This window comes from Sulfurospirillum sp. 1612, assembly GCF_036556685.1.
In the GTDB taxonomy this organism is placed as follows: Bacteria; Campylobacterota; Campylobacteria; order Campylobacterales; family Sulfurospirillaceae; genus JAADIZ01.
The window spans coordinates 1,566,281-1,590,557 of sequence record NZ_CP140614.1 but is presented as its reverse complement, the minus strand read 5'-3'; the positions used below and the strand labels follow the sequence as shown (position 1 = coordinate 1,590,557).

19 protein-coding genes and 1 tRNA gene are annotated in these 24,277 nt (G+C 36.0%); 11 read left to right on the top strand and 9 right to left on the bottom strand.

The features are described from left to right. Window positions 1–2 precede the first annotated feature (2 nt). From metE to groES, 3 genes are all read right to left on the bottom strand, one after another. Window positions 3–2,276, bottom strand: a complete 2,274-nt coding sequence (gene metE, locus SFB89_RS07935) for a 5-methyltetrahydropteroyltriglutamate--homocysteine S-methyltransferase (protein ID WP_331774148.1) — start codon at window positions 2,274–2,276, stop codon at window positions 3–5. Window positions 2,277–2,689: 413 nt separating this feature from the next. After that, window positions 2,690–4,333 carry a chaperonin GroEL gene (groL, locus tag SFB89_RS07930; protein WP_331774147.1) on the bottom strand — a complete coding sequence of 548 codons (1,644 nt, stop codon included), beginning with the start codon at window positions 4,331–4,333 and terminating at the stop codon, window positions 2,690–2,692. 22 nt (window positions 4,334–4,355) lie between these two features. Further along, window positions 4,356–4,622: a co-chaperone GroES gene (groES, locus tag SFB89_RS07925; protein WP_331774146.1), complete on the bottom strand. Its 267-nt coding sequence runs from the start codon at window positions 4,620–4,622 to the stop codon at window positions 4,356–4,358. A gap of 155 nt (window positions 4,623–4,777) precedes the next feature. Between groES and SFB89_RS07920 the strand changes: the two genes are divergently transcribed. The 10 genes from SFB89_RS07920 to SFB89_RS07875 all read left to right on the top strand — a co-directional run bounded on the left by SFB89_RS07920 (window position 4,778) and on the right by SFB89_RS07875 (window position 16,146). Next, complete coding sequence (locus SFB89_RS07920; RefSeq protein WP_331774145.1) at window positions 4,778–6,775, top strand: hypothetical protein; 1,998 nt, start codon at window positions 4,778–4,780, stop codon at window positions 6,773–6,775. A gap of 48 nt (window positions 6,776–6,823) precedes the next feature. Next, a tRNA-Met gene (locus tag SFB89_RS07915) sits at window positions 6,824–6,900 on the top strand. Window positions 6,901–7,072: 172 nt separating this feature from the next. Then, on the top strand, window positions 7,073–8,635 hold the full coding sequence (locus SFB89_RS07910) for a type I restriction-modification system subunit M (protein ID WP_331774144.1): 1,563 nt from the start codon (window positions 7,073–7,075) through the stop codon (window positions 8,633–8,635). Next, entirely contained in the window at window positions 8,628–8,831 is a 204-nt protein-coding gene (locus SFB89_RS07905) for a hypothetical protein (protein WP_331774143.1), read from the top strand. The genes SFB89_RS07910 and SFB89_RS07905 overlap by 8 nt, the downstream gene beginning before the upstream one ends. Beyond that, window positions 8,831–9,943: a restriction endonuclease subunit S gene (locus SFB89_RS07900; protein WP_331774142.1), complete on the top strand. Its 1,113-nt coding sequence runs from the start codon at window positions 8,831–8,833 to the stop codon at window positions 9,941–9,943. The genes SFB89_RS07905 and SFB89_RS07900 overlap by 1 nt, the downstream gene beginning before the upstream one ends. Window positions 9,944–9,945: 2 nt before the next feature. After that, entirely contained in the window at window positions 9,946–10,602 is a 657-nt protein-coding gene (locus tag SFB89_RS07895; RefSeq protein WP_331774141.1) for an abortive infection family protein, read from the top strand. 30 nt (window positions 10,603–10,632) lie between these two features. Beyond that, window positions 10,633–11,229, top strand: coding sequence for a hypothetical protein (locus SFB89_RS07890; protein WP_331774140.1), 597 nt, complete (start codon window positions 10,633–10,635; stop codon window positions 11,227–11,229). Further along, window positions 11,222–12,121, top strand: coding sequence for a hypothetical protein (locus SFB89_RS07885; protein ID WP_331774139.1), 900 nt, complete (start codon window positions 11,222–11,224; stop codon window positions 12,119–12,121). The genes SFB89_RS07890 and SFB89_RS07885 overlap by 8 nt, the downstream gene beginning before the upstream one ends. A gap of 24 nt (window positions 12,122–12,145) precedes the next feature. Next, entirely contained in the window at window positions 12,146–15,292 is a 3,147-nt protein-coding gene (locus SFB89_RS07880) for a type I restriction endonuclease subunit R (protein ID WP_331774138.1), read from the top strand. Window positions 15,293–15,636: 344 nt separating this feature from the next. Continuing rightward, window positions 15,637–16,146 carry a hypothetical protein gene (locus SFB89_RS07875; RefSeq protein ID WP_331774137.1) on the top strand — a complete coding sequence of 170 codons (510 nt, stop codon included), beginning with the start codon at window positions 15,637–15,639 and terminating at the stop codon, window positions 16,144–16,146. A 52-nt stretch (window positions 16,147–16,198) separates the two neighbouring features. Here the strand turns inward: SFB89_RS07875 and SFB89_RS07870 are convergent, their stop codons facing one another. Then, entirely contained in the window at window positions 16,199–17,713 is a 1,515-nt protein-coding gene (locus SFB89_RS07870) for an HD domain-containing phosphohydrolase (protein ID WP_331774136.1), read from the bottom strand. Then, window positions 17,703–20,318 (bottom strand): PAS domain S-box protein, encoded by a 2,616-nt coding sequence (locus tag SFB89_RS07865; protein WP_331774135.1) that lies wholly within the window; start codon window positions 20,316–20,318, stop codon window positions 17,703–17,705. Before SFB89_RS07865 ends, SFB89_RS07870 begins: the two co-directional genes overlap by 11 nt. Before the next feature lie 170 nt (window positions 20,319–20,488). Here SFB89_RS07865 and SFB89_RS07860 point away from each other — a divergent pair, with 170 nt between their 5' ends. Beyond that, window positions 20,489–21,229, top strand: a complete 741-nt coding sequence (locus SFB89_RS07860; RefSeq protein WP_331774134.1) for a 3'-5' exonuclease — start codon at window positions 20,489–20,491, stop codon at window positions 21,227–21,229. Window positions 21,230–21,297: 68 nt separating this feature from the next. Here SFB89_RS07860 and SFB89_RS07855 read toward each other — a convergent pair whose 3' ends face one another. The 4 genes from SFB89_RS07855 to rd form a co-directional block, all read right to left on the bottom strand. Next, window positions 21,298–21,861 (bottom strand): DUF805 domain-containing protein, encoded by a 564-nt coding sequence (locus SFB89_RS07855; RefSeq protein ID WP_331774133.1) that lies wholly within the window; start codon window positions 21,859–21,861, stop codon window positions 21,298–21,300. A 68-nt stretch (window positions 21,862–21,929) separates the two neighbouring features. Further along, entirely contained in the window at window positions 21,930–22,526 is a 597-nt protein-coding gene (locus SFB89_RS07850) for a hypothetical protein (protein WP_331774132.1), read from the bottom strand. A 57-nt stretch (window positions 22,527–22,583) separates the two neighbouring features. Next, on the bottom strand, window positions 22,584–23,798 hold the full coding sequence (locus SFB89_RS07845; protein ID WP_331774131.1) for an anaerobic nitric oxide reductase flavorubredoxin: 1,215 nt from the start codon (window positions 23,796–23,798) through the stop codon (window positions 22,584–22,586). A 7-nt stretch (window positions 23,799–23,805) separates the two neighbouring features. Further along, on the bottom strand, window positions 23,806–23,970 hold the full coding sequence (rd, locus tag SFB89_RS07840) for a rubredoxin (protein ID WP_331774130.1): 165 nt from the start codon (window positions 23,968–23,970) through the stop codon (window positions 23,806–23,808). Between the last annotated feature and the right edge of the window lie 307 nt (window positions 23,971–24,277).

The window sequence follows — 24,277 nt, the reverse complement described above, 5'->3', positions numbered from 1 at the left end:
CGCTAAAGCGAGCTTTTCACAAGTTTTACCGCTTTGACCATATTTTCCAAACTCTGTTTTACTTCGCTCCAGCCTCTGGTCTTCAGTCCGCAATCAGGATTGATCCATAGCTGTTCTTTTGGCAGCACTTCAAGTAATCGGTTGATTTGTTTGACGATTTCCTCCACACTTGGAACGCGTGGAGAGTGAATATCATAAACTCCGGGTCCTATCTCTTGTTTGTATCCGACTTTTTTAAAGATTTTCAAAAGCTCATTGCCGCTTCGTGCAGTTTCTATTGTGATGACATCGGCATCCATAGCTTCAATCGTTTTGATGATATCATTAAACTCGCTATAACACATGTGTGTGTGGATTTGAGTTTCTTTGCGGGCTGTAGAAGCACAAAGTTTGAAGTTTGCCACAGCCCACTTTTCATACTCTTTTATTTTGTCAGTTCGAAGAGGATACCCTTCTTTAAAAGCAGCTTCATCAATCTGGATGATTTTGATACCGGCATTTTGTAAGTCATCAACTTCCTCACTGATGGCAACAGCAATCTCCTGGGCTACTATATGTCGGGGCTTATCATCTCGTACAAAAGACCAGTTGAGTATCGTAACAGGGCCTGTGAGCATCCCTTTTATGATTTTGTTCGTTTTGCTTTGTGCATAAGTTATCCACTCAACCGTCATCGGTTTAGGCCTGCTGATATCTCCGTAAATAAAAGGGGGTTTGACGCATCGACTTCCATAGCTTTGTACCCATCCGTTTTGAGTGAAGCCATACCCCTTGAGTTGTTCTCCAAAATACTCAACCATGTCATTTCGTTCCGGCTCTCCGTGTACCAAAACATCCAAATCTATCTCTTCTTGAAATGCGATACACTCATCGATGTAATGTTTCATGCACGATTCATAATCCTTTTTTGATATGAGATTCTTTTTGTACTGGCTTCTTGCTGTCCTTATCTCGCCGGTTTGAGGAAATGAGCCGATGGTTGTAGTTGTTAAATCGCTATACCCCAAGGTTTTTCTCTGGATTTTGATTCGCTCTTCAAATTGTCCGTCCCGTTGAAATTTTTGAAGATTCTTGATTTTTTGTAAGACGAGATCATCATGTATGCGTTTGGAGCTTCGTCTGTTGAGGTTGGCTTGCGTATTTTCTCTTAAAGCGTCATGTAGATTTTTGTCATGTTTATGATGTTCCTCGAAAAACAGCCTTGAGATTATAGTGATTTCATCCAGTTTTTCAACGGCAAAACTAAGCCAATTTTTTATTTCTTCCTTCATATGTTTCTCAAGAGTTATACTAAAAGGTACATGTAAAAGTGAACATGAGGTGCTGATAATAAGATTTTCTTTGCCGAGTGTTTGCGAGATTTTATCTAGCAAATTCAGGGTTTTTTGAAAATCATTTTTCCAGATATTTCGCCCATCAACCACGCCCGCTATCAGATGTTTGCCGCTTTTTGCAATAAAATCAAGCACTTCGAGATTTTCCTCTCCATATACGAAATCAAGGCCAAGTCCCCATATCGGAGTATTGACCAATATTTTTGTGGCTTCGTTTGCATGCTCAAAGTAACTTGTGACGATGAGCTTCACATTGGAAGCCGTAGTTGAGAGCCTGTCATAGGTCGGTTTGATGAGACTTTTCACTTTTGGTTCCAAATCTTTTACAAAGATCGGCTCATCAATCTGCACCGTGATGATATCATCAAGCGTGCCGATACGCGAAAGTACTTCTTCATAGATTGGCAATACTCTGCCTAAAAATTCATAAGGATCTTTTCCATCAATCCTTTTTGATAGGCCTAAAAATGTTAATGGACCTATGAGATTTATCTTGGTTTTGATACCGAGCTTTTTGGCTTCCATATATTCGTTTATGATTTTTGAAGCATTGGCTTTGTAGTGATCTTCAAGTGATAATTCTGGAACGATGTAGTGATAGTTGGTATTAAACCATTTGGTCATTTCCATGGCGATTCGTGTCTTATCACCTCGTGCCATCGTAAAATACAGCGTTTCATCTGTGAGATCCCGAAATCTTTTTGGGATGGCATTGAGCATGATGCTGGTGTCTAGCATAGTGTCATAAAGGGAGAAATCGTTAGAACTGATGTAGTCGATACCCGCGTTTCTTTGATACTCCCAGTGTCTTTGTCTGAGATTTTTTGCAATAGTTTCGACTTCATTAAATGGGACTTTTTTTGCCCAAAAACTCTCCAATACTTTTTTTAATTCTCTTTGTTCCCCGATTCTTGGGAAACCGGTTACATAATTTTTTGACATAGTGATTCCTATCTTATTTATAATATTGATTGTGTCGATTGCCGACTATGAAAATGGGTTATAAGTTTTGATAGGAAAAAGGAGGATGTACACCAGTTCGCCTAAAAGCAAAATAAGTACAGTAATAAGGACATCGAGGTATAAATATATGCAAGAGCATAATAAGTCTGATTTTTAATCTAAAGATATAATTGCAATGACAAGGTTTGATATAGCTTAAAATATTTCGGGCTAATTTTTTGATGTGATGGGAGCTAAAAAACGAAGTATAGGCAACAAAATTTGATACTTGCATCTTCTACTCCTTTTTTGATGATATTATATCAAAAAAAAGAGTTTTTTTGGAAGTCGTATAATACTTGATATACGACTTCCAAGCAGTTTTTTGAAAGGATTGCTTGATTAAAGGGTAGTTACATCATGCCGCCCATGCCGCCCATGCCGCCCATGCCACTCATATCCGGCATCGCAGGAGCTGCTTTTTCTTCTTTTATATCTGTAACGGTAGCTTCAGTAGTTAATAATAAGCTAGCAACTGAAACCGCATTTTTCAGTGCGATTCTCTCAACTTTAACAGGATCTACGATTCCCGCTTCAAACATATTGACATAGTTACCGCTTGCTGCATCAAAACCGATATTTTTAACTGTACTTTCTTTGATCTTGTTGATCACGACGCCTGAGTCAAATCCTGCATTTTCAGCAATCTGTCTTAGGGGGGCTGTGATCGCCCGGCTTACGATAGCCGCGCCGATTGCTTCATCACCTGTAAGTTTTAAATTCACTTTTGAATTTGCCATAATAAGAGCGACACCGCCACCTACAACAATACCTTCTTCGACAGCTGCTTTGGTAGCGCTCAGTGCGTCATCAACCCTGTCTTTTTTCTCTTTCATCTCTGTTTCTGTTGCTGCACCTACTTTGATGACCGCTACGCCGCCACTTAGTTTAGCCAGTCGCTCTTGTAGTTTTTCTTTATCATAATCGCTAGAGGTTTCAACGATTTGTGCTTTGATTTGAGCAACTCTCGCTTCTATCTTGGCCTTATCTCCGGCACCATTTACGATGACGGTATTGTCTTTGTCAATCACGATAGATGAAGCCACACCAAGGTCGTCCATGGTCGCGCTTTCTAGATTTCTACCTAGTTCTTCACTGATCACTTCACCGCCTGTTAAAATCGCGATATCTTCTAGCATTGCTTTTCTTCTGTCGCCAAAACCAGGAGCTTTGACCGCTGCGATGTTGAGCACGCCTCTTAGCTTATTGACAACCAAAGTTGCAAGCGCTTCGCCTTCAATATCTTCCGCGATGATCAAAAGAGGTTTTCCGCTTTTTTGAACCTGTTCTAAAACAGGAAGTAAATCTTTGAGGTTGGAAACTTTTTTATCATACAATAAAATATATGGATTTTCCAGTTTGGTTTCCATCTTTTCTGTATTGGTTGCAAAATAAGGCGACAAGTAGCCTCTGTCAAATTGCATGCCTTCTACGACATCGAGTTCGTCATTGATGCCTTTTGCCTCTTCTACTGTGATGACGCCGTCTTTGCCGACTTTGTCCATAGCCTCTGCTATAAGCTCACCGATGATGGCATCAGAGTTTGCCGAGATAGTCGCAACTTGTGCGATTTCAGTTTTGTTTTTTACTTCTTTTGCGATTTTTTTGAGTTCACCCATAATCGCTTCACTTGCTTTATCCATGCCTCTTTTGACTTCGATCGGATTGGCTCCGGCTGTGATATTTCTAAGACCTTCTTTAAATATTGCATGAGCTAAAATAGTTGCAGTCGTGGTACCATCTCCTGCTTGATCTGCCGTCTTAGAAGCGACTTCTTTAACCAGTTGCGCACCCATATTTTCCAAAGTATTTGCCAGCTCGATTTCTTTTGCAACAGAAACACCGTCTTTTGTGATGCTAGGAGCACCAAAACTCTTTTGCAACAGGACATTTCGTCCTCTTGGCCCCATCGTTACTTTTACGGCATCATTTAATTTTTTAACACCTTCATAAAGTGAATTTCTTGCTTTGTCTGAGTAATGTATTTCTTTTGCCATTTTTTTATTCCTTCTTGTTGATTTATAAAATACCTAAGATATCATCTTTGTTCATTACTAAATATTCTTTGCCATCCAGGTTTAATTCTGTGCCTGCATACTTGGCAAAGATAACCTTGTCTCCCACTTTGATGATGCCTTCGTCTTCGATTTCTTTACTGATAGAAATCACCTCCGCGCTTAAAGGTTTTTCTTTTGCATTGTCAGGTATAATGATACCTGTTGCAGTTTTTTTTGGTTCTTCAATTCTTTGAAGAAGAACTCTTTCTCCTAATGGTTTAAAAGTCATGGTTTATCCTTTTAGCAAAATTTTAGCACTCTTTTTATTTGAGTGACAGAATTTTACTAAAAATATGCTAATATGTCAAGTAATTTTATGAAAAAAGTAGAATACTTTAGTCCATTTGGCTAAAGTATTTTAAAAAATATTTATAAGGAAAATGTGTGCGAATATTTGTATCTATCATAGTTTTTATCATGTTTTTGTTTTCTTTGGTCTATATTTTGCTTTTTACAAGCATTGGAAATAATATTTTGAAGCCCTATGTTGGGAAAATCATTGCAAAAAATATTGATCATGATGTAAACATTGAGTCATTGACACTAAAGCCTGACTTTCTTGATTTTGAAATGGTAATCGATCACAACGCGACATTGGTCGTAAATGGCAAGATTAATCTTTTCAAACAAAATTTCGATTTGATTTATAAGATTGATGTCAATAATCTCCGCACCCCGTATCTGACCATCACAAGCCATATGTTATTAGATGGTAATCTAAAAGGAAACCGACACGAATACACGATCAATGGAGAAGGGACGGCTTTTAAGTCTAAAACGAAATTTTTGGTGGCTATCAAAGATAAAAAAGTAAGAACATTACAGATTGATGCGAAAAGTTTACGAATTGAAGATATCCTAGCGTTTCTCAATCAACCGATTTATACGCATGGTGTTTTGAGTGCATCGGCTGATTTAGTTTCAGATGATGGTGAAAATTTTGCTGGAACCATCAAAAATACAATCTATTTTGGAGTCCTAAACAATGATGTCATCGCCAAGCATTTTGGTATAAAACTCAAAGATGCCATCAGTTACAAAGGTTCAGTCAATTCAAAAATCAGCAATGACATTATCTACAGTTCTGGCAATATCTTGTCAAATATCGCACAGTTAAAGTTCAACAAAAGTGAATATCACCTCGCAAATCAACGTTTTTCTGCTGATTATGCATTGGTATTGCCGAGTTTGGGTTTGTTGCCTCCGGTTGTGGGACAAAAACTCAAAGGAGAGATGCGCCTCAGTGGAAATATCATGATGGAGGGTGACAATCGGGTCATCAAAGCACAAAGTAAGACATTTGGTGGATTGATTGATCTATCGGTGATTAATCAACAAGCGACATTGCATTTTGTCGGACTTCAGGCTGCCAAGGTTTGGGATATGTTCGAAGCCAAGAGATATACTGATGCGTTAATCGACGGTGATATTACGATCGATGATCTCTCAAAAGGGGTGTTTCAATCGGATGTGCGTGTTCATGATGGACATTTTGTAGCCCAAAATATGAGTGCGTTGCTAGAGACAGATTTTCCTCAAAACAGTACATTTTCTCTGCATGTCCACTCTGAAAATAGAGATCAAAATATCACAAATAGTGTGGATTTTCTATCCAATCTGGCGAGTTTAAAAAGTCCAAATATCATGTATGATCCCAAGACGCAACAATATGAGGGGGACTATAATCTCTCTGTTGGCAAGCTTGAAAATATGGAATTTTTGACAAATATGAAACTCCGAGGGACACTGGACGTAACCGGTAGATTTTTAGGCGTTGATAACAATATCACGCTCACGGGGATGAGTGGATTCTTGGATTCAAACAGTTCTTTTGATCTTACAAACAATCTTCTAGATGTGCGAATTCAAAACTTATCGGCGTTACGTATGAGCCATGCGGCGTTTTTACCTGAGATATTTGATTCGCAGGTTGATGCTAATATCACGTATGATTTAATCTCAAAACAGGGACGCTTTTCCGCACTGGCACCTACAGGGCAATTTAAAGCTGGGGAGACGAGCGATTTGATTTTTATGTTGAGTGGATATGATCTAACTCATGAGCGCTTTATCGATAGTAACCTCACGGGGACAATCGATCATGATGATACTAATTTTGCACTTTATATGGGGAGTGATGGGGGGTATCTGAAGATTCCAGCAGGTCATGTAAATCTCGCAGATAAAAATATCAACGCATCATTTCAACTCAAAATCAAAGACAAAGATCTCAATGGAAATATTAAAGGCGATATCCACCATCCTAAGGTGGATGTCAAATCCTCAACCTATATTAAAAAGAAAATAAATGATGTTATCGATAAGCATGTGCCAAAAGATTTGAAAGAACCGATCAAAGATCTCTTGAAACTATTTAATTAACCAATTTGTAAGTTTAGACGAGATATAATTTCGACCTTCAAAGTGTGTGTCAAGGTAGCTCAGCTGGTTAGAGCGCTGGTCTCATAAGCCGGAGGTCGGGAGTTCAAGTCTCCCTCTTGACACCATCTAAGACCCTAAATTTAGGGATTTAAAATGTTTTACATTTCATCCCAAAATAGCTTACCACACTTTTTACCCCACTCACAAACATTAAAATATAATATTCCAATGAATTTTTCATTAAGCCCTAATTAGCTAGAATCATCGATAGGTTAATATTACTAGAAAGATAGGTATATGGCAAAACTAGCGCATAATGATTTGAAAAAAGTTGAAAAGTTGTCCCAAAAAGAGAAGCAAGAAGAATCACTAGAGAAACAATTATGGAAAGCAGCTGATAAGCTACGAAAAAACATCGATGCGGCGGAGTACAAACATGTCGTATTGGGACTTGTGTTTTTAAAGTATATTTCTGATAGTTTTGAAGAGCTTCACAATAAACTAAAATCTGGTGAAGGTGAGTATGTTGGAGCAGACCCCGAAGACAAAGATGAATATAAAGCGGAAAATGTATTTTTCGTCCCTCCTGCTGCTAGATGGAACTACTTACTTTCAAATGCAAAACTTCCAAATATCGGGAAAATTGTCGATGAAGCTATGGATGTTGTAGAAAAAGACAATCCATCACTAAAAGGGGTACTGCCAAAAGTCTATGCAAGAGACAACTTAGATAGTAAAGCACTGGGCGGGCTTATCGACCTTATAGGAAACATTGCCCTTGGTGATGCCAAAGCAAGAAGTGCTGATGTACTTGGTCATGTATTTGAATACTTTTTAGGTGAGTTTGCACTAGCTGAGGGCAAACAAGGGGGACAGTTTTATACGCCAAAAAGTGTCGTTGAACTTCTTGTAAAAATGTTAGAGCCCTGCAAAGGTAGAGTGTTTGATCCTTGTTGTGGTAGTGGTGGTATGTTTGTACAATCTGAAAAGTTTGTAAAAGAACACCAAGGCAAGATAAACGATATATCTATCTATGGTCAAGAGTCAAACCAAACCACATGGCGTCTAGCAAAGATGAATCTTGCCATTCGTGGAATAGACAGCTCTCAAGTAAAATGGAACAATGAAGGCTCATTTTTAAACGATGCCCACAAAGATTTAAAAGCTGATTTTATCATCGCAAATCCACCTTTTAATGTAAGTGATTGGAGTGGTGATCTCCTGCGAAATGATGGAAGATGGAAATATGGAACTCCACCAGAGGGAAATGCAAACTACGCTTGGATACAACACTTCCTCTATCACTTGAGCCCAACTGGAACAGCAGGATTTGTACTAGCAAAAGGGAGCCTCACTTCTAACACATCAAATGAGGGAGAGATTAGAAAAGCTCTTATAGAAGCTAATTTAGTTGATGCAATAGTAAACCTCCCTGCAAAACTCTTTTTAAATACTCAAATTCCAGCGAGCATTTGGTTTATGAAAAGAGGAAAAACTACTAAAGACATTCTTTTTATAGACGCTCGAAATATGGGGCATCTTATCAACAGACGAACAAAAGAGTTAAGTCATGAAGATACAAACCACATAGCTAAGGTTTATCATGATTGGAAGAGTGGAAATAGTGAGTATGAAGATATAAAAGGTTTTTGTAAATCAGCTTCATTAGATGAAGTAAAAGAGCTAAACTATGTACTAACCCCTGGGCGATATGTAGGACTTGAAGAGGTAGATGATGAATTTGATTTTAAAGAGAGATTTACTAGCTTGCAAGCTGAGCTTAAAGAGCAGATAAAAGAGGAACAAATACTAAATCAAAGGATAAATGATAACTTGGCAAAGGTTGTTATTGATGAGTGAAGAATTAGATAAAAAATCAACTTGTTCCATTTTGGAACACACCACTAAGCATAGGGCTTTAGAGGGCAAAAAACAAACTAAAATCAATGACAATGCCTTAGCTTCTATAGCTCTGCTCGTAGCACAGTCACACCCAGATCAAAAAGAGATAATCATCAAACTTGTTATAAATATGCTTTATGAGGGGGATGTTTGATGGGTGAGTGGATACAATATAGAATAGGCGATATTGGTAACTTTTCATATGGGAAAATGCCCAAAAAAGATAAATTAAATTCGGGGAATTATCCAACATTTTCGGGATATAAATATCAATACACTTATCCTGAATTTAATTGTAATAAAGGTGATTTAATTGTAGTTGCAAGGGGTGTTGGTGGAACAGGTGATGTGAAAGTTATTAAAGAAGATTGCTTTCTTACTAATCTATCGCTTAAAATGGATTTTGACAAAAATATTGTTGATAATAAATTTATTTATTATTACTATGCTATTGAAACTTTAAGATACTTAGATAGTGGGTCTGCACAATCTCAAATTACAATTAATGATTTAAGTGACGCTTTTATTACACTTCCACCATTAGAAGAACAAAAAGCAATAGCAGAAGTTTTAAGCTCTCTTGATGATAAAATCGACCTTCTCCACCGCCAAAACAAAACCCTTGAAGAGCTAGCACAAACACTTTTTAGACAATGGTTTAAAGAGTCTGATTTTAACTCAACTATTGGTAATATTGTTAATCTTCAAAGTGGTTACGCTTTTAAAAGTAAAGATTTTCAAGATTTTGGAAATAATTTAGTAATAAAAATAAAAAATATTTCAAATTCAATAGTTAATATATCTGAAAGTGATTTTATAGATGACAATGTTGCAATAAGAACTGATGAGAAATTTAAAATAAATAGTGGTGATATTCTTTTTGCTATGACTGGTGCTGAAATTGGGAAAATGGGAATAGTCCCAAATACTGATAAAAATTTATGGCTAAATCAACGAGTTGGTATGTTACGGGAGAAATTTAATGGTGCGTGCTTTCTTGCCTATTTGCACTTAACATCAGAATTTGGTTATGACTATATTATAAATACAGCTTCAGGAAGTGCTCAACCAAATATTAGTGCAACGGATATAGAGAATTGTCCTTTTGCAGAATTAGATAAAGATGAAATAGAAAAGTATTCAAAAATAATATCTCCTATGTTTGAAAAAATCATTTTTAGTTTGGGCCAAATCAAAACTCTTGAAAATATGAGAGATACACTTTTGCCTAAGCTTATGAGTGGTGAAGTTAAGGTTAATTATTAAGTATGGAAAAGTTAAAAGTTTTAATCGAACAATATGGTAGGTGGAAACCACTAGAAGAATACTTATTACGAATTGAAACTTTTGTAGATAGTGATTTTGGCTCAGCTTTAGAGAATGCAAAATCTCTCTTAGAGTCCATATCTAAAGAAATTTGTAGTGAAAAAGGTATAGAGTTAAATTCCACAGAGAGTATTGGTGGTTCATTAAAACAAGCCTATAAGGCTATAGGTTTTAAGGGAGGAGACTTAGAAGTACAATTGTCAACTTCCATTGCAAATATTGGTCAACAGATGGGTAATTTAAGAAATGAAATAGGTGCTACATCTCATGGCAGAACTATGCAAGAACTTCAAATTAGAAATGATGGCATAGATGAATTAACAAAAGAATTTTTAATCAATACAACAATACTTACAGCTAGTTTTTTAATTAAAAGTTTTGAAAATGAAAATCCTAGAGTCAAGCAAAATATAGAAAAAATCCATTATGAACAAGAAGAAGAGTTTAATGAGTTTTGGGATGAAATGTATGGTGATTTTTCTATGACTGAGGATTATACTTATCCTGCAAGTGAGGTTTTATATAACATTGACTATTCAGCATATAAAACTGAGCATACTAACTTTATGACTAGCGAAAGAGATATTGAAGATGAATAATTATGTTAGAAACAAAGCTAAGGTAAAGTCATGAAGTTAAAAAGTTTATTTTTAAAGCTTTTTATTCATATCAATTCTTTTTTATGGATAATATTTTTATACATACTAAACAATAAAATATTTCTAGTTAATATTGATTATATCTTTGAATATAAAGAATATATTTTTGATTTTACACAATATAATGAGTTGATGAATATTGTATTATATTTATTAATTATTTTTATAATGAGTTTAATAAGTGTCTATTTATTAAAAGATATTGCAAAAGTATCTAAAGAACTAACAATTACAATAAAAAAAATCAATCCAATATATAGAGAATATTTACCTGTCTTTTTATCAATTATTATCATAGCTTTATCACTCAAAAATATACAAGAATATAATATTGTATTCTTTAACTCAATATTTGTTTTTTTATTTGTACTTTTTTATATGACAAAAATAGGTTTTTTAAATCCATTTTACTACATTTTAGGAATTAGAATATATAAAATAGAAACAGATAAATCAGAATATATTTTAATCTCAAATGAAAAAGACTATAAGTTTTTATCTCAACAAAATAAGTTAAAAAAAATTGATGAAGAGTTACTAATTCATACAAAGGATACAAATGGCTGAATGTATATGTAAATTGAAAAAAAATAAGTTTAATAATCTTTTTGATTCTAGTGATGAATTTGATAAGTTTGCAGAGAATGTACCAAACTTTTCTAGTTTTATAACTATTGAAGATAATAATCTCACTAATTTTAAAGTCTCTCCTGATTATATTCCTGCTTATGACGAATGGTTTTATTTAGAAACTGATGATTTGGAAAATAATGTAAAGAGGCATATTGATAAGATTTATGAGCACTTTAGGTCAAGTACTGATTTGTCAAATATTGATAGTTTAACATTAAATGATATTAAGCTTGTTATGTATGGAGAAGAAGTAGATAGTAAATTAAAAATCAACTTCCAAGTCATTACAAGTAAAAAATATATAGCTGAAGATAAAAAGTTCTTATTTTTTGATAATGGGACAAAACTTTTAGAGAATAATAACCTTTTACAATTTGAGGATAAAGTAGATTTTATTTTATGTGAAGATACTGGGAGAATTTATTTTAAGCAGTTATCACATTTAAACAATATACATGGGGATTTTAAACATTTATATAAAGAAGCGTCTAAAAGTGATGTTAATAATATATTCAATACGGAACTTGTGAATTTAGTAGATATTAATAGTGATTTAATAAATAGCAATAAGATAAGTTCAATAAATTTAAAGAAAATTTCTTTTTATAAAACGAATGGTACTTTTGAAAAAATAAAAAATAATCCAAATGAATTTTTAATATATATGAATAAATTTGATGTTTTAAAAGAACTTGTAAGTGATGAAAAAATTTCTATTCAATCTGATAACAATATGAAAATCTTCATGAAAGCTTGTAGTGAGCAAGTATATCAAGGGGATTTTACTGGTGACTCATTTATGGCAAACGCTAATAAAAAAATATAACTTAATTAAAAATGAGTAAACAAGATGACTAAAATAACTGAAAATGAAATAGAACTTTTTGCCATAGAGCTATTAGAAAAACAGGGTTTTGAATATATCTATGCTCCTAGCATTGCACCTGATAGCGATACTCCTATGAGAGAATCTTTTGAAGATGTGATACTAAAAGAAAAACTTACAAACTCACTCACTGCTATCAATCCTACTTTAGGAAATGAGCAAATAGAATATGCTGTAAAACAATGCCAAAGGCTGATAACAACAGAGCTTTTAACTGACAATGAGCTCTTTCATAAAATGCTTACAGAAGGGCTAAAAGTTGAAGTGCAAAAAGATGGCGTTACTCGTGGTGAAATCATTAAACTCATAGATTTTGATGATGTAAGCCGTAATGATTTTGTAGTATCCAATCAATTTACCATAGTAGAAAATGGTATCAACAAACGACCAGATCTGATCCTCTTTGTAAATGGCTTACCCTTAGTTGTAATAGAGCTTAAAAATCCAGTAGATGAAAATGCAACTGTTGCAAGTGCTTACAAGCAGATACAGACTTATAAAAGCGTTATTCCATCTTTATTTACTTACAATGCTTTTTGTATCATAAGTGATGGACTAGACGCAAAAGCAGGAACTATAAGTGCAGGCTTGTCACGGTTTATGAGCTGGAAAAGTAGTGATGGTAAAAGTGAAGCTTCAAAGTTAATATCTCAAGTAGAAACTATGATAACTGGCATGTTAAACCCTGTAACTCTTTTAGACTTAATCCGTAACTTTATAGTTTATGAAAAAAGTACGAAAGAGGATAGCAAAACTGGTATAACTACTATAGAAACAGTTAAAAAACTAGCAGCTTATCATCAGTACTATGCAGTAAATAAAGCAGTTGAGAGAACTATAAAAGCAAGTAGCGAGCATGGAGATAAAAAAGGTGGTGTCGTTTGGCATACGCAAGGGAGTGGTAAATCTCTCTCTATGGTGTTTTATACGGGGAAGATAGTATTGAGCTTGAATAATCCTACGATTTTAGTTATCACAGATAGAAATGATTTGGACGATCAACTTTTTGACACCTTCGCTAGTTCACAGAGTTTATTGAGACAAGAACCTATACAAGCACAAGATAGAGAGCATCTCAAAAAACTTTTAAAAGTAGCAAGTGGTGGAGTTATATTTGCCACTATTCAAAAATTTCAGCCTGAAGAGGGAAATATCTATGATGAGCTCTCAGATAGACGAAATATCATAGTTTTAGCAGATGAAGCACACCGTACGCAGTATGGATTTAAACCAAAAACAGTTGATGAAAAAGATAAAGATGGAAATGTCATCGGCAAAAAAATTGTTTATGGTTTTGCAAAATATCTAAGAGACGCTTTACCAAATGCTACTTATCTTGGATTTACAGGAACTCCTATTGAAAGTCATGATGTAAACACTCCAGCTGTATTTGGTGATTATATAGATATATATGATATTTCTCAAGCGGTTGAAGATGGAGCTACAGTCAAGATTTACTATGAGAGCCGACTTGCTAAGATACAACTGAGTGATGAAGGTAAAGAGCTTGTTAAAGAGTTAGATAGCGAGATAAAAAATGATGATTTAAACGATACCCAAAAAGCAAAAGCAAAATGGACTCAACTTGAAGCACTTATAGGTAGTAAAAACAGAATTAAAGAAGTGGCAAATGATATAGTCGCTCACTTTGAAAACCGTCAAGTTGTGTTTGATGGTAAAGGTATGATTGTCTCTATGAGTAGGAGAATTGCCGTTGAGTTATACAATGAAATTATTGCATTGAGACCAGAGTGGCATAGTGATGACTTAGACAAAGGGGTTATCAAAGTTATCATGACAGCAAGTTCACATGATGGCCCAGAGTTAGCCAAATACCATACAAGTAAACAACAAAGACGTTCTTTGGCCAATCGTATGAAAGATATCAATGATGAGTTAAAACTTGTGATCGTTCGAGATATGTGGCTTACTGGATTTGATGCTCCTTCGCTACATACACTTTATATAGATAAACCTATGAAAGGTCACAACCTTATGCAAGCCATAGCAAGGGTAAATAGGGTTTATAAAGATAAACCTGCTGGACTTGTAGTTGATTATCTTGGAATTGCAAGTGATTTAAAAAAAGCTCTCTCATTTTATAGTGATAGTGGTGGAAAAGGTGATCCAGCACTTGCGCAAGAACGAGCAGTTGCTCTTATGTTAGAAAAACTCGAAGTGGTATCTGCTATGTATCATGGATTTGCTTATGAGAATTATTTTGAAGCGGATACTCGAGGGAAATTGGCGCTCATACTTGAAGCGGAAGAACACATCTTAGGACTTGAAGATGGCAAGAAAAGATATATTAATGAAGTGAGTGCACTTTCTCAAGCTTTTGCAATAGCAGTTCCTCATGAAGAGGCTATGGATGTAAAAGATGAAATTTCATTTTTTCAAGCTGTAAAAGCACGACTTGTGAAGTTTGAGAGTTCTGGTGATGGAAAAACTGATGAAGAGCTGGAAACAACCATTAGACAAGTCATAGATAAAGCACTTGTAACCCAACAAGTTATAGATATATTTGATGCAAGTGGAATCAAAAAGCCTGATATTTCTATACTATCTGAAGAGTTTCTCATGGAAGTTCAAGGGATGAAGCATAAAAACATCGCCCTTGAAGTACTTAAAAAACTCCTTAACGATGAGATCAAAACGAGGATGAAAACAAATCTAGTGCAAAGCAAATCTCTTATGGAGATGTTAGAAAACTCTATTAAAAAATATCATAATAAAATCATCACAGCAGTTGAAGTGATAGATGAGCTTATGAATCTAGCAAAAGATATAAAAGATATGGACAGTGAAGCATCAAAACTTGGGCTTACAGATTTTGAATATGCTTTTTATACAGCAGTTGCAAATAATGAAAGTGCAAAAGAGTTAATGCAACAAGATAAGCTTAGAGAATTAGCGGTTGTTTTAACTCAAAAGGTAAAAGCAAATGCTTCCATAGATTGGACTATCAAAGAAAATGTTCGTGCTAAGTTAAAAATAGCTGTTAAAAGAACACTGAGACAGTTTGGCTATCCTCCCGATATGCAGATGTTGGCGACTGAAACTGTACTCAAACAAGCAGAGATGATTGCCAATGAACTTGTTGCATCTTAAATCGATACTACCACTATATACAGCCACCAAAAGTCAAGACAATTTTCTGAGAATATATATTTTAAAAGCTTAATTTTTAAATAAAAAGGTAAAATTAGTATTCTTATAGTACATTATAGGACACCAATGCCCCAAATGCTGAGACACCAAATAATAAACTGACGCACAAACATGTTAAATGTTTCATTTTTTTTGTTCTCATCGTGCTAATCCTCCTTATGATTTTATATTAAAGGATACAATAAACATTAAATAAAAACATCACCCAAATAGGTAATATTCTTATTTAGCTTTCATTTAATATATAGAGATATGATAAGTAAATTGTTTTTAAAGGAGATGATATGAAACGATTGGTTTTAGGGTTTGTTATGTTGGCCGTAAGTGTTGTAGGTTTGAGTGCTGCGAATTTAAGCGCTAAATTTACAGATAGTATTTGGAATCAAAAAGAAGTTCCAAAATCAGAGGTGTGTAGCAATTATAATACAAAACCTGGCAGTACGCCGAGCATTACACTCGATAATATTCCCGCCAATACTTCAGCTATAGTCTTAGCTTTTAGTGATGAGAGTTTTAAGGGCATGAGCGATGGAGGTCATGGGATTATTTCTTATAAACTTGGTAAAAATACCACGCATGTTATCATCCCTTCGATTCCGGGTGAAACATTTGATTTACCAGCTAAATTTTCTGTCGTTGAAAAACATCGTGGTGGAAAATACGGTAAAACAGAAGGAGCCTATCTTGCCCCATGCTCAGGAGGTAAAGGACATGTTTATAGCGTTCTTATTAAAGCAGTAGATGATGCCGGTAAAACGCTTGGTTCTACTCGTTTGACGCTTGGAATTTTTTAATCATGATATAGAAAGACACGGTTTTGTAAGCCGGAGTCTTTCTTTGTCATCTTTATGATAAACTTTGTAAATCGTGATAACTATTGATGTGATATTTTTGTGATTCTAGATGCCGAAGTTCGCATCGAAGATGGTTTTCTTGGAGTAGTTTTGAGCGATTAAGCTCATCGATATCAATCGCAAGATGTGCTTTGGATAAGATGAGAAAATCATCACCAAAAATGCGAAATATTTTGGAATCCTCAAATGCAGTTTGTAGATAACCCGCAAAGTTTTTCAAAAAAAGATCTCCCGCATCCCAGCCATGTTCTTGGTTGTATAATGTAAAATTTTTGATATAGATAATATTAAAACATAAGAAGTTCTGCTCATCTTTGTTCTTTTGCAAGATAAAATCCAAATAATCATGATTATAAGCTTTGGTCAGGGTATCTTTGAAAAAATATGCAAAACGCTCATCATCGATATCGGATTTTGGAGTTTGATTAATCGATTCATCAATATTAATGGTTTGAAGAGCACGAATAGCGCTAGGTATGATATCGGGGTCATACCGAGTGCCACTAAGGTCTTGTAGTTCTTGTAGGGCTTCTTGGACTGTTTTTCTGCTTTTGTAAATCCGACTGGTGGTCATGGCATCAAAGGCATCTGCTATAATCATGATGCGACCTAGAAGTGGAATGGCATCACCTTTTAAAGATCGAGGATAGCCACTACCGTCAAAATTTTCATGGTGTGAGTAAACGATATCGGCAAGATTTTTGTACATGGGGACTTCTGAGAGGATTTCATATCCTGTTGTGACATGTTCTTGGATGAGACGGTACTCCTCTTTTGTCAATTTCCCTGGTTTCAATAAGATAGAATCAGGTGTCATGATCTTTCCAATATCATGTAAGATGCCAGCTTGGTATATCAATTGACATTCTTCTTTGGTACAGCCAAGTTCTTTGGCAATATCTTTGGAATATTGCGCAACCCGTTCACTGTGTCCACTGGTGTAGGTATCGCGTCGTTCCATCATTTTGACAAAAGATTTCACGGCATATTGATAATTGATAGTTTGCTGTCGTTGCAGTTCGACGACTTCTTTGGTGCGTTGTTCTACGATTGTTTCGAGTTTTGTCCTATACATCTCCACATCGTGAAATGCTTGCAATTTATCAAGAGATTGCTCGATGATTTTAAGCGTATCCTCAAAGTTCAAAGGTTTGATCAAATAGCCCGTGACACCCAACCTGATAGATTCCATCAGATAAGACAATTCAGTATATGCAGAGATGATAATAATCTCTTGTTTTTCATTTTGTTTGCGTATATTGCGGATGAATTCGATGCCATTCATCTTAGGCATCAAAATATCTGTGATGATGAGATCGTAGTGTTGGCTTTGATACTTTTCTAATCCATCTTTGCCATCAATAGCAATATCAATATGCGTAAAAATTTTCCTAAAAAAAGCAGCGGTTTTCTCGCGTAAGTCCTTTTCATCTTCGACATAAAGAATCTCAAGATTTTTTGCTTTTTCGATCAAGGACTTTATATTAGCAGTTATATTATTTTTCATTTTCATGCCCTCTTTGGGGGTTTTTGAGTAATCGAATAGTAAAACAAGCACCGGCATGGTTGTTGCAAACCTCAAGGATACCCCCGAGATGTTTTTCTATAATCATTTTCCCCATGTATAATCCCAAACCGGTTCCTGTTTTCTCATCTTTGGTAGAAAAATAGGGATCAAAAACCTTGGGCAATATGGCTTCATCGATGCCACCGCCATTATCGCATATTGTTGTATTGATATAGTGGTGATCTTCATAAACGCGAATCGATATGAGAGCATTTTCTTTTTTTTGCAAGACGAGGGCATCTTTGGCATTGGTGATGATATTGACAAAAACCTGCATCAATTCTCTCGGATAAGTATCCACTAGCTTATCGGTCTCAAACGAGGTCGTGAGCGTGATACTATTGTTTTTTAGACTATCAGCTACGATTGATAATGTTTGCTCCACAATTTCTTCTATCTTTACGGTCACAATGACTTTATCGGGCTTGAAAAAGTTTCTGAAATCATCAATCGTTTGAGAGAGATGTTGGGTTTGTTGCATGATGTTGTGGGCATAGTTTTCTGCATGGCTCATATCTAATTGCTCTAGGGCAATATCAAGTAACATGTTGTTAGCATCCATGGATATGGTGGAGAGCGGTTGTCTCCATTGATGCGCTATCATCCCTATCATCTCTCCCATGGCAGCATGACGGGATTGGCGGATCAGCATCTCATCTTTGTGTTTTAACTCGGTTACATCCATTGCTGATGCGATAATCGTGCGTTTGCCATCTCTGATCCCCAGTGGAGCGGAGCTAAATTGCCAGGTGACGAGATCTTTGTTTTTATTCAAAAAAGTAAACTCACCCTCATCTAAGCTTTCAGTTAAATCATAAAGGGAGGTAATATGTTTTTTAATACTCTCTCGTGTTTGGGCATCCTCATATACGAGATTAAGCCATGCATCGATAGTAGGCAGGTCTTCTAGAGAAAAACCAGATGAATCGATCCAAGCTTGATTGAGCATCAAGATTTTCCCGCCTTCTTCGAGTATGATGATAGGATTGGGTGCATTGTTGATGATATTTTCAAGTTCTTGTTTTTTTTCTTCGAGAAGTTTTGCTTGCAAGATGAGTTTTTCTCGATATGTGACTTGCTCTGTGATATCGGTATGTGAGCCTATCATCCGAATCGCTTTACCGCTTGTATCATAGATTGTTTGTCCAGTTGATTCAATCCAGACCCAATGTCCATCTTTATGTTGGAGTCTATAAATATTACGATAGTGCTTTGTGCCTTTTTCCTGAGATAATTCAAAATCGGATAATATTGTTTGTTTGTCATCTGGGTGTATGCGATTTTTCCAAGTCTCTAGCGTGTTTTCTAATTCCTCATCTTCGTATCCAAGGATTTCTTTCCATCGTGATGAATAATATACTTTTTGGTTTAAGATATCATAATCCCAAAATCCATCGGTTGTCGCTTCTACTACGAAACGGTAGCGTTCTTCCTTGTCTTTTAGGATTTGTTCGGTTTCAATATTAAAGATGCCATAAGCGATATCTCCGGCGACTTCTTCAAGTAGTGCGAACTCTTTTTCATCAAACGAATCGAAAGAATAGACCGCCAAATAACCATATTGAGAGTTGCCATGTTGAAGTTTGAGAAGATAGGCATGTCCTTGGAGTGTGTCAGAGTCTTTTATGGGACAGTCTTGACAAGACTCTTTGGTATTTTGAATATAGGCATAAGTGTTATTTTTTTGATCCAAAAGATGTATACAAGAGGGAATCCAACCTCCACTAATTTTTGTTTTAAAAGCATCAAATATATCTTCTTGCTTTGAAGTATAATAGAGTTTTTGGAAATGATCTTGTGTAATCTTGATCCATGCATACTGATAAAGATCCGATGAGATTAAGATCTCGCAACTCTCTTGTAGTAGTTCATCACGGTTTTTGATTCTGACGATGGATTGATTGACATCTCGAATGAGCTTTAAGACACGATTGAGATGTTCTACTTGCCGTCTGTTAGAGATATCTTCAAAGGCACAATGTGTTTGGATTACCGTATGATTGGAATCATAAGAGATTTGTCCATGAAGTAAAACAGGCACAATATGACCATCTTTATGAAGCATGTCAAATTCAACCCCTTTAACATAACCGTGAGTTTTGAATTTGGGAAAGTTTTTTTGAAATGTTGCAATACTTTGTGGTGCGAGCATGTCTTTAAACCAACGGCCTATAATTTCTTGTCTTTGATAGCCTAATAGGTCTAACCATTTTTGATTGACCGCGATAATCTTCCCCTCTTGATCAAGCGATTGGTAGGGGTTTGGTGCATCTTCATAGAGGAGATTAAATTTTTTTTCTGTTTGATTTCGCGATTGCATTGTCGCGTGTAATATTTTTCCATACCATAGCAGTATCAGATAGAGCAATAGGGTGGTGAAGAGTACAAAAGCCCAACCTTTGTAGGATTGATACAAGCTTAGATGTTCGATATCTTTGACAAAATAGAGCAATACATTATCAGAAAGAGAAATCCACAATATACCAATTGCTGCATATAGGAAAACTAAGCTGATTCGAGGAGAAATGTTCTTTATGATATTCATATATATTCCTCTCACATTTTCTTGATTGGTGAGATTTTATTATACCATAAGATGATTTTAAATATCATTGCCTATTTGCAACAAAATTTTAGGCCAATATGTGCTTGATTCTTTGTGCTTAATATATAAGATAATAAAATAATTAACCAATTAAGAATAAGGATTATCTATTGGCCAAATACATACTCTTTGATACGGAGACAACCGGGACGCAAGAAGAAGATCGCATCATCCAAGTGGGCGCCATGATTGTGGAGCGCAATAAAGCGGTGAAGGTTTATGATGAACTTTGTAGTACGAGTGTTCCGATTAAACTCGAAGCGATGGCAGTACATGGGATTACTCCCGATCAGATAGAAGGCAAAGGCAAGTTTGTAGAAACTAATTTTTATCAAGATTTATGCGCGCTGAATACCAAAGAGAATTTTCTCATCGCGCATAATATGCCTTTTGATTTAGGCATGCTTGAAAAAGAGGGGTTTACATCTGAGTTTCGTATCATCGATACCTTGCGATGTGCCAAGAATCTACTCAAAGATTTTTCCTCTCATGCCCTCCAATACCTCAGATACGCGCTTGAACTTTATAAAAAAGAGGCACAAGAAGCCGACAAATACGATATTACGATCAAAGCACATGATGCGATTGGAGATGTGTTGGTCATGAAGCTATTGCTCTCTGAACTCGTCAAACGCACCAAGAGCCAATATCCACACACCAATCCGATGGTACAATTAGAGCTATTAACGCAAACACCGATTTACATCGAAACCTTTAAATTTGGGAAATATAAAGGCAGAAAAATTGCTGAAATTTATCAAGAAGATAGGGGCTATATCAACTGGATGATTGATAAAATGGAATTGGATTCTGATATGAAATACACCCTAGAGCAGATTGCAAAGAAGTAAATGAAGGCTATCATGAGACATCAGCATCTTTTTAGAAAGGGTGCTACATCTCATGATACTTTGAAATTTTAGTCGATACCCTTAGGATTGGCTCCAAATCTGTTGGCTCCGGGTTTGCTATCAAAGATGAAAAAGAGAATCAAAACGAGGAGACCGATGATAGGGATAAGATACAACAATAACCACCAAGCACTGCGGTCCGTATCGTGTAGGCGTCTTGCTGAAACGGCCAATGTCGGAAGCAATACAGCTAAACTGTAAAGTCCACTGAGTGCGGGATTGATTGCTGATAATAGCAGAGAAATAAGAAAACTAAACAAGGTAAAATACCAAAATTCCTCACGTCTTGCCCGTCCGCTAAATGTAACATAATTTTTCAAAACACCGACATAATATCTCATAAAAATATTCTCACTTGTCAATACATTTTCAATACCATTGGTGGCTTTTGGTTCTACATAAATACTGGTGGCGATATTATTTTGTGCGACAAAATCTACGTATTGTCCTATTGTTGGACGTATTTGTGCTGATTGCCACTCTTGCATCAAAAAGGTATAACGCTGACCGTCATCACCCGAAATAACACCCTCGCGAGATTGCGCATTAAAATCCAAGATTTTGCCCTTCATGATACCACTCCTTTAAGTACTGTTTGTTTATAATCATAACAAAATAGTACTATAAAGTTGTTGATATCCTAAGAAATAGGATTTATCTCTATCACGGTATCAGCGTTTTTAAAAAGTGTCTGCACCATCTCTTGAAAACGATCAGCAAAACTATCTTTATCTGCTTGTGTTGCATCAGGCGCGATGGCACTCATCAAAATCGACATAGGATTGACGACTTTTCCTGGTCTGTAGTTTATAGCGACACGCTCATGGGTATCCAAACGCGTCAATCGAACATCTTCTTGCATATCTACTTTAAAAAAAAGCGTATCTCTTCGGTTGAATGCTCCGGTTGGAATACCACCAAAACCAAGATCAACACTGGCGCCTGTGATATTTGAAAGTACCGATCCTATGACTCCGGCATTTTCTTCTCTTGGGGCACGTTTAATTTCTACTTTTATCTCACCGCGTTTTGGAAGTTCCTCTTTGTAGAGTGCTTTTAATCCCTTTAATGCGATGAGGTAAGCACCTGCAACTGTGCCACAACTATGTCCCGCACACTTGATGATATCGATATATGAGAACTCTATCACACCATCCTCATTGACACCTAAAAACTTGGCCAACTCATCTTGGACGACTATTTTTTCAAATGAATCAAATATTTTTCTATATTTCATAATCTCCTACCTTTATTTTAGATAATTGCATTATAAGATGATGGTATTAAGGTATCGTTAATTTACGCTCTCAGCTTTCTTTTCATTGACATGATCTGCAAATGTTTTACCAAATTCAATGCACGCTCTCAGTGCCTCTTCATCAGGCTTCCATGAAATCTTCAGCCCCTCATTGGCCAAATCAAAACCACTCTCTACCAATCTAGCATTGATGAGTTTGGTGGATTCTCCACTCCAACCATAAGAGCCAAATGCCGCCCCTTTTTTCTCTTTGAACTGTAAAGATTTGATAAATTCAAATATGGAAGCGATGGACGTGAGCAATCCTTTGTTGACCGTAGGTGAACCCACTAAGATGGCTTTGGATTTAAAGACTTCGGCGATGACATCATTTTTGTCTCTTTTGGAGAGATGCATGAGTTTGATGATGGTGGTCTCATCTGATTTTTTAATCCCCTCAGCAATCGCCTCAGCCATGTGTCTTGTCGATTCCCACATGGTGTCATACAGGATGGTGATTTGATTCTCTTGATAATTCTGTGCCCATTTGAGGTACAGTTGTACAATTTGCGTGGGATTATCACGCCACAGCACGCCATGTGATGGACAAATCATATCAATAGGCAGATTGAGCGATAAAATCTCTTCTATCTTTTTAGTGACTTTTGTGTTGTAGGGTGTGAGGATGTTGGAGTAGTATTTTAAACACTCCACAAACAACTCATCTTGATCGACCAAATCATTGTAAATCGCTGAAGTAGCGTAATGTTGTCCAAAGGCATCATTGCTAAAGAGTATATTATCCTCAGTCAAATAACACAGCATGCTATCGGGCCAATGCAGCATCGGCATTTCGACAAATATCAACTCTTTATCACCCAGACTGAGTCTATCCCCTGTTTTGACACTATTGAAATTCCAATCTTGATGGTATTGTCCCCGCAGCGATTTGATACCGTTTTTTGTGCAGTAAATCGGCGTATCAGGGATGAGCTTCATGAGTTCAGGAAGGGCTCCGGTATGGTCTTTCTCTCCGTGATTGATGATGATATAATCGATTGTCTTTAAGTCGATTTCATTTTTGAGATTTTTGATAAACACTTCAGTAAAAGGAGCATCAACCGTATCTATCAGGACATTTTTCTGCTCTTTTATAAGATAGGCATTGTAAGAGGAGCCTTTGTGTGTGGAGTATTTATAGCCTTGATATTGCTCAATTTCCCAATCCACATTACCGACGAGGTAAATGTTGTTTTTGATAGTAAAGCTCACGGGAAACTTACGCTTCTACTGGGTCAAAATCTTCTTTTGCAACACCACAATCTGGGCAAACCCAATCATCAGGGATATCTTCAAATGCCGTTCCGGGCGCAATACCAGAATCAGGATCACCGAGTTCTGGGTCATAGATATAACCACAAACACTACAAACATATTTTTGCATGATAAACTCCTTGTAAATACAATCTGTATTTTTATTTTTGAAGAAATCAGGGCCGTAAAAGCGGTGTGATTTCTAGTGGTACTTTATCATATTTTTTATTTTTTTTGTCATAAAACCAATCCAAATGTCATAGGACTTTGGTGGGTATCATGATAGCAGAAAAAGTACCGTATTAGAGAGTATTTTAGTGATGTCATCTTGTGTGGTTCTATCGGTAGATACCGATTCAAAAAGAGCCCAAACTGGCGTGAAAATCAAGAGATGCCACGTGTCAGTAGAAAATGTTTGTCTTGAAGAAAATTTTTCA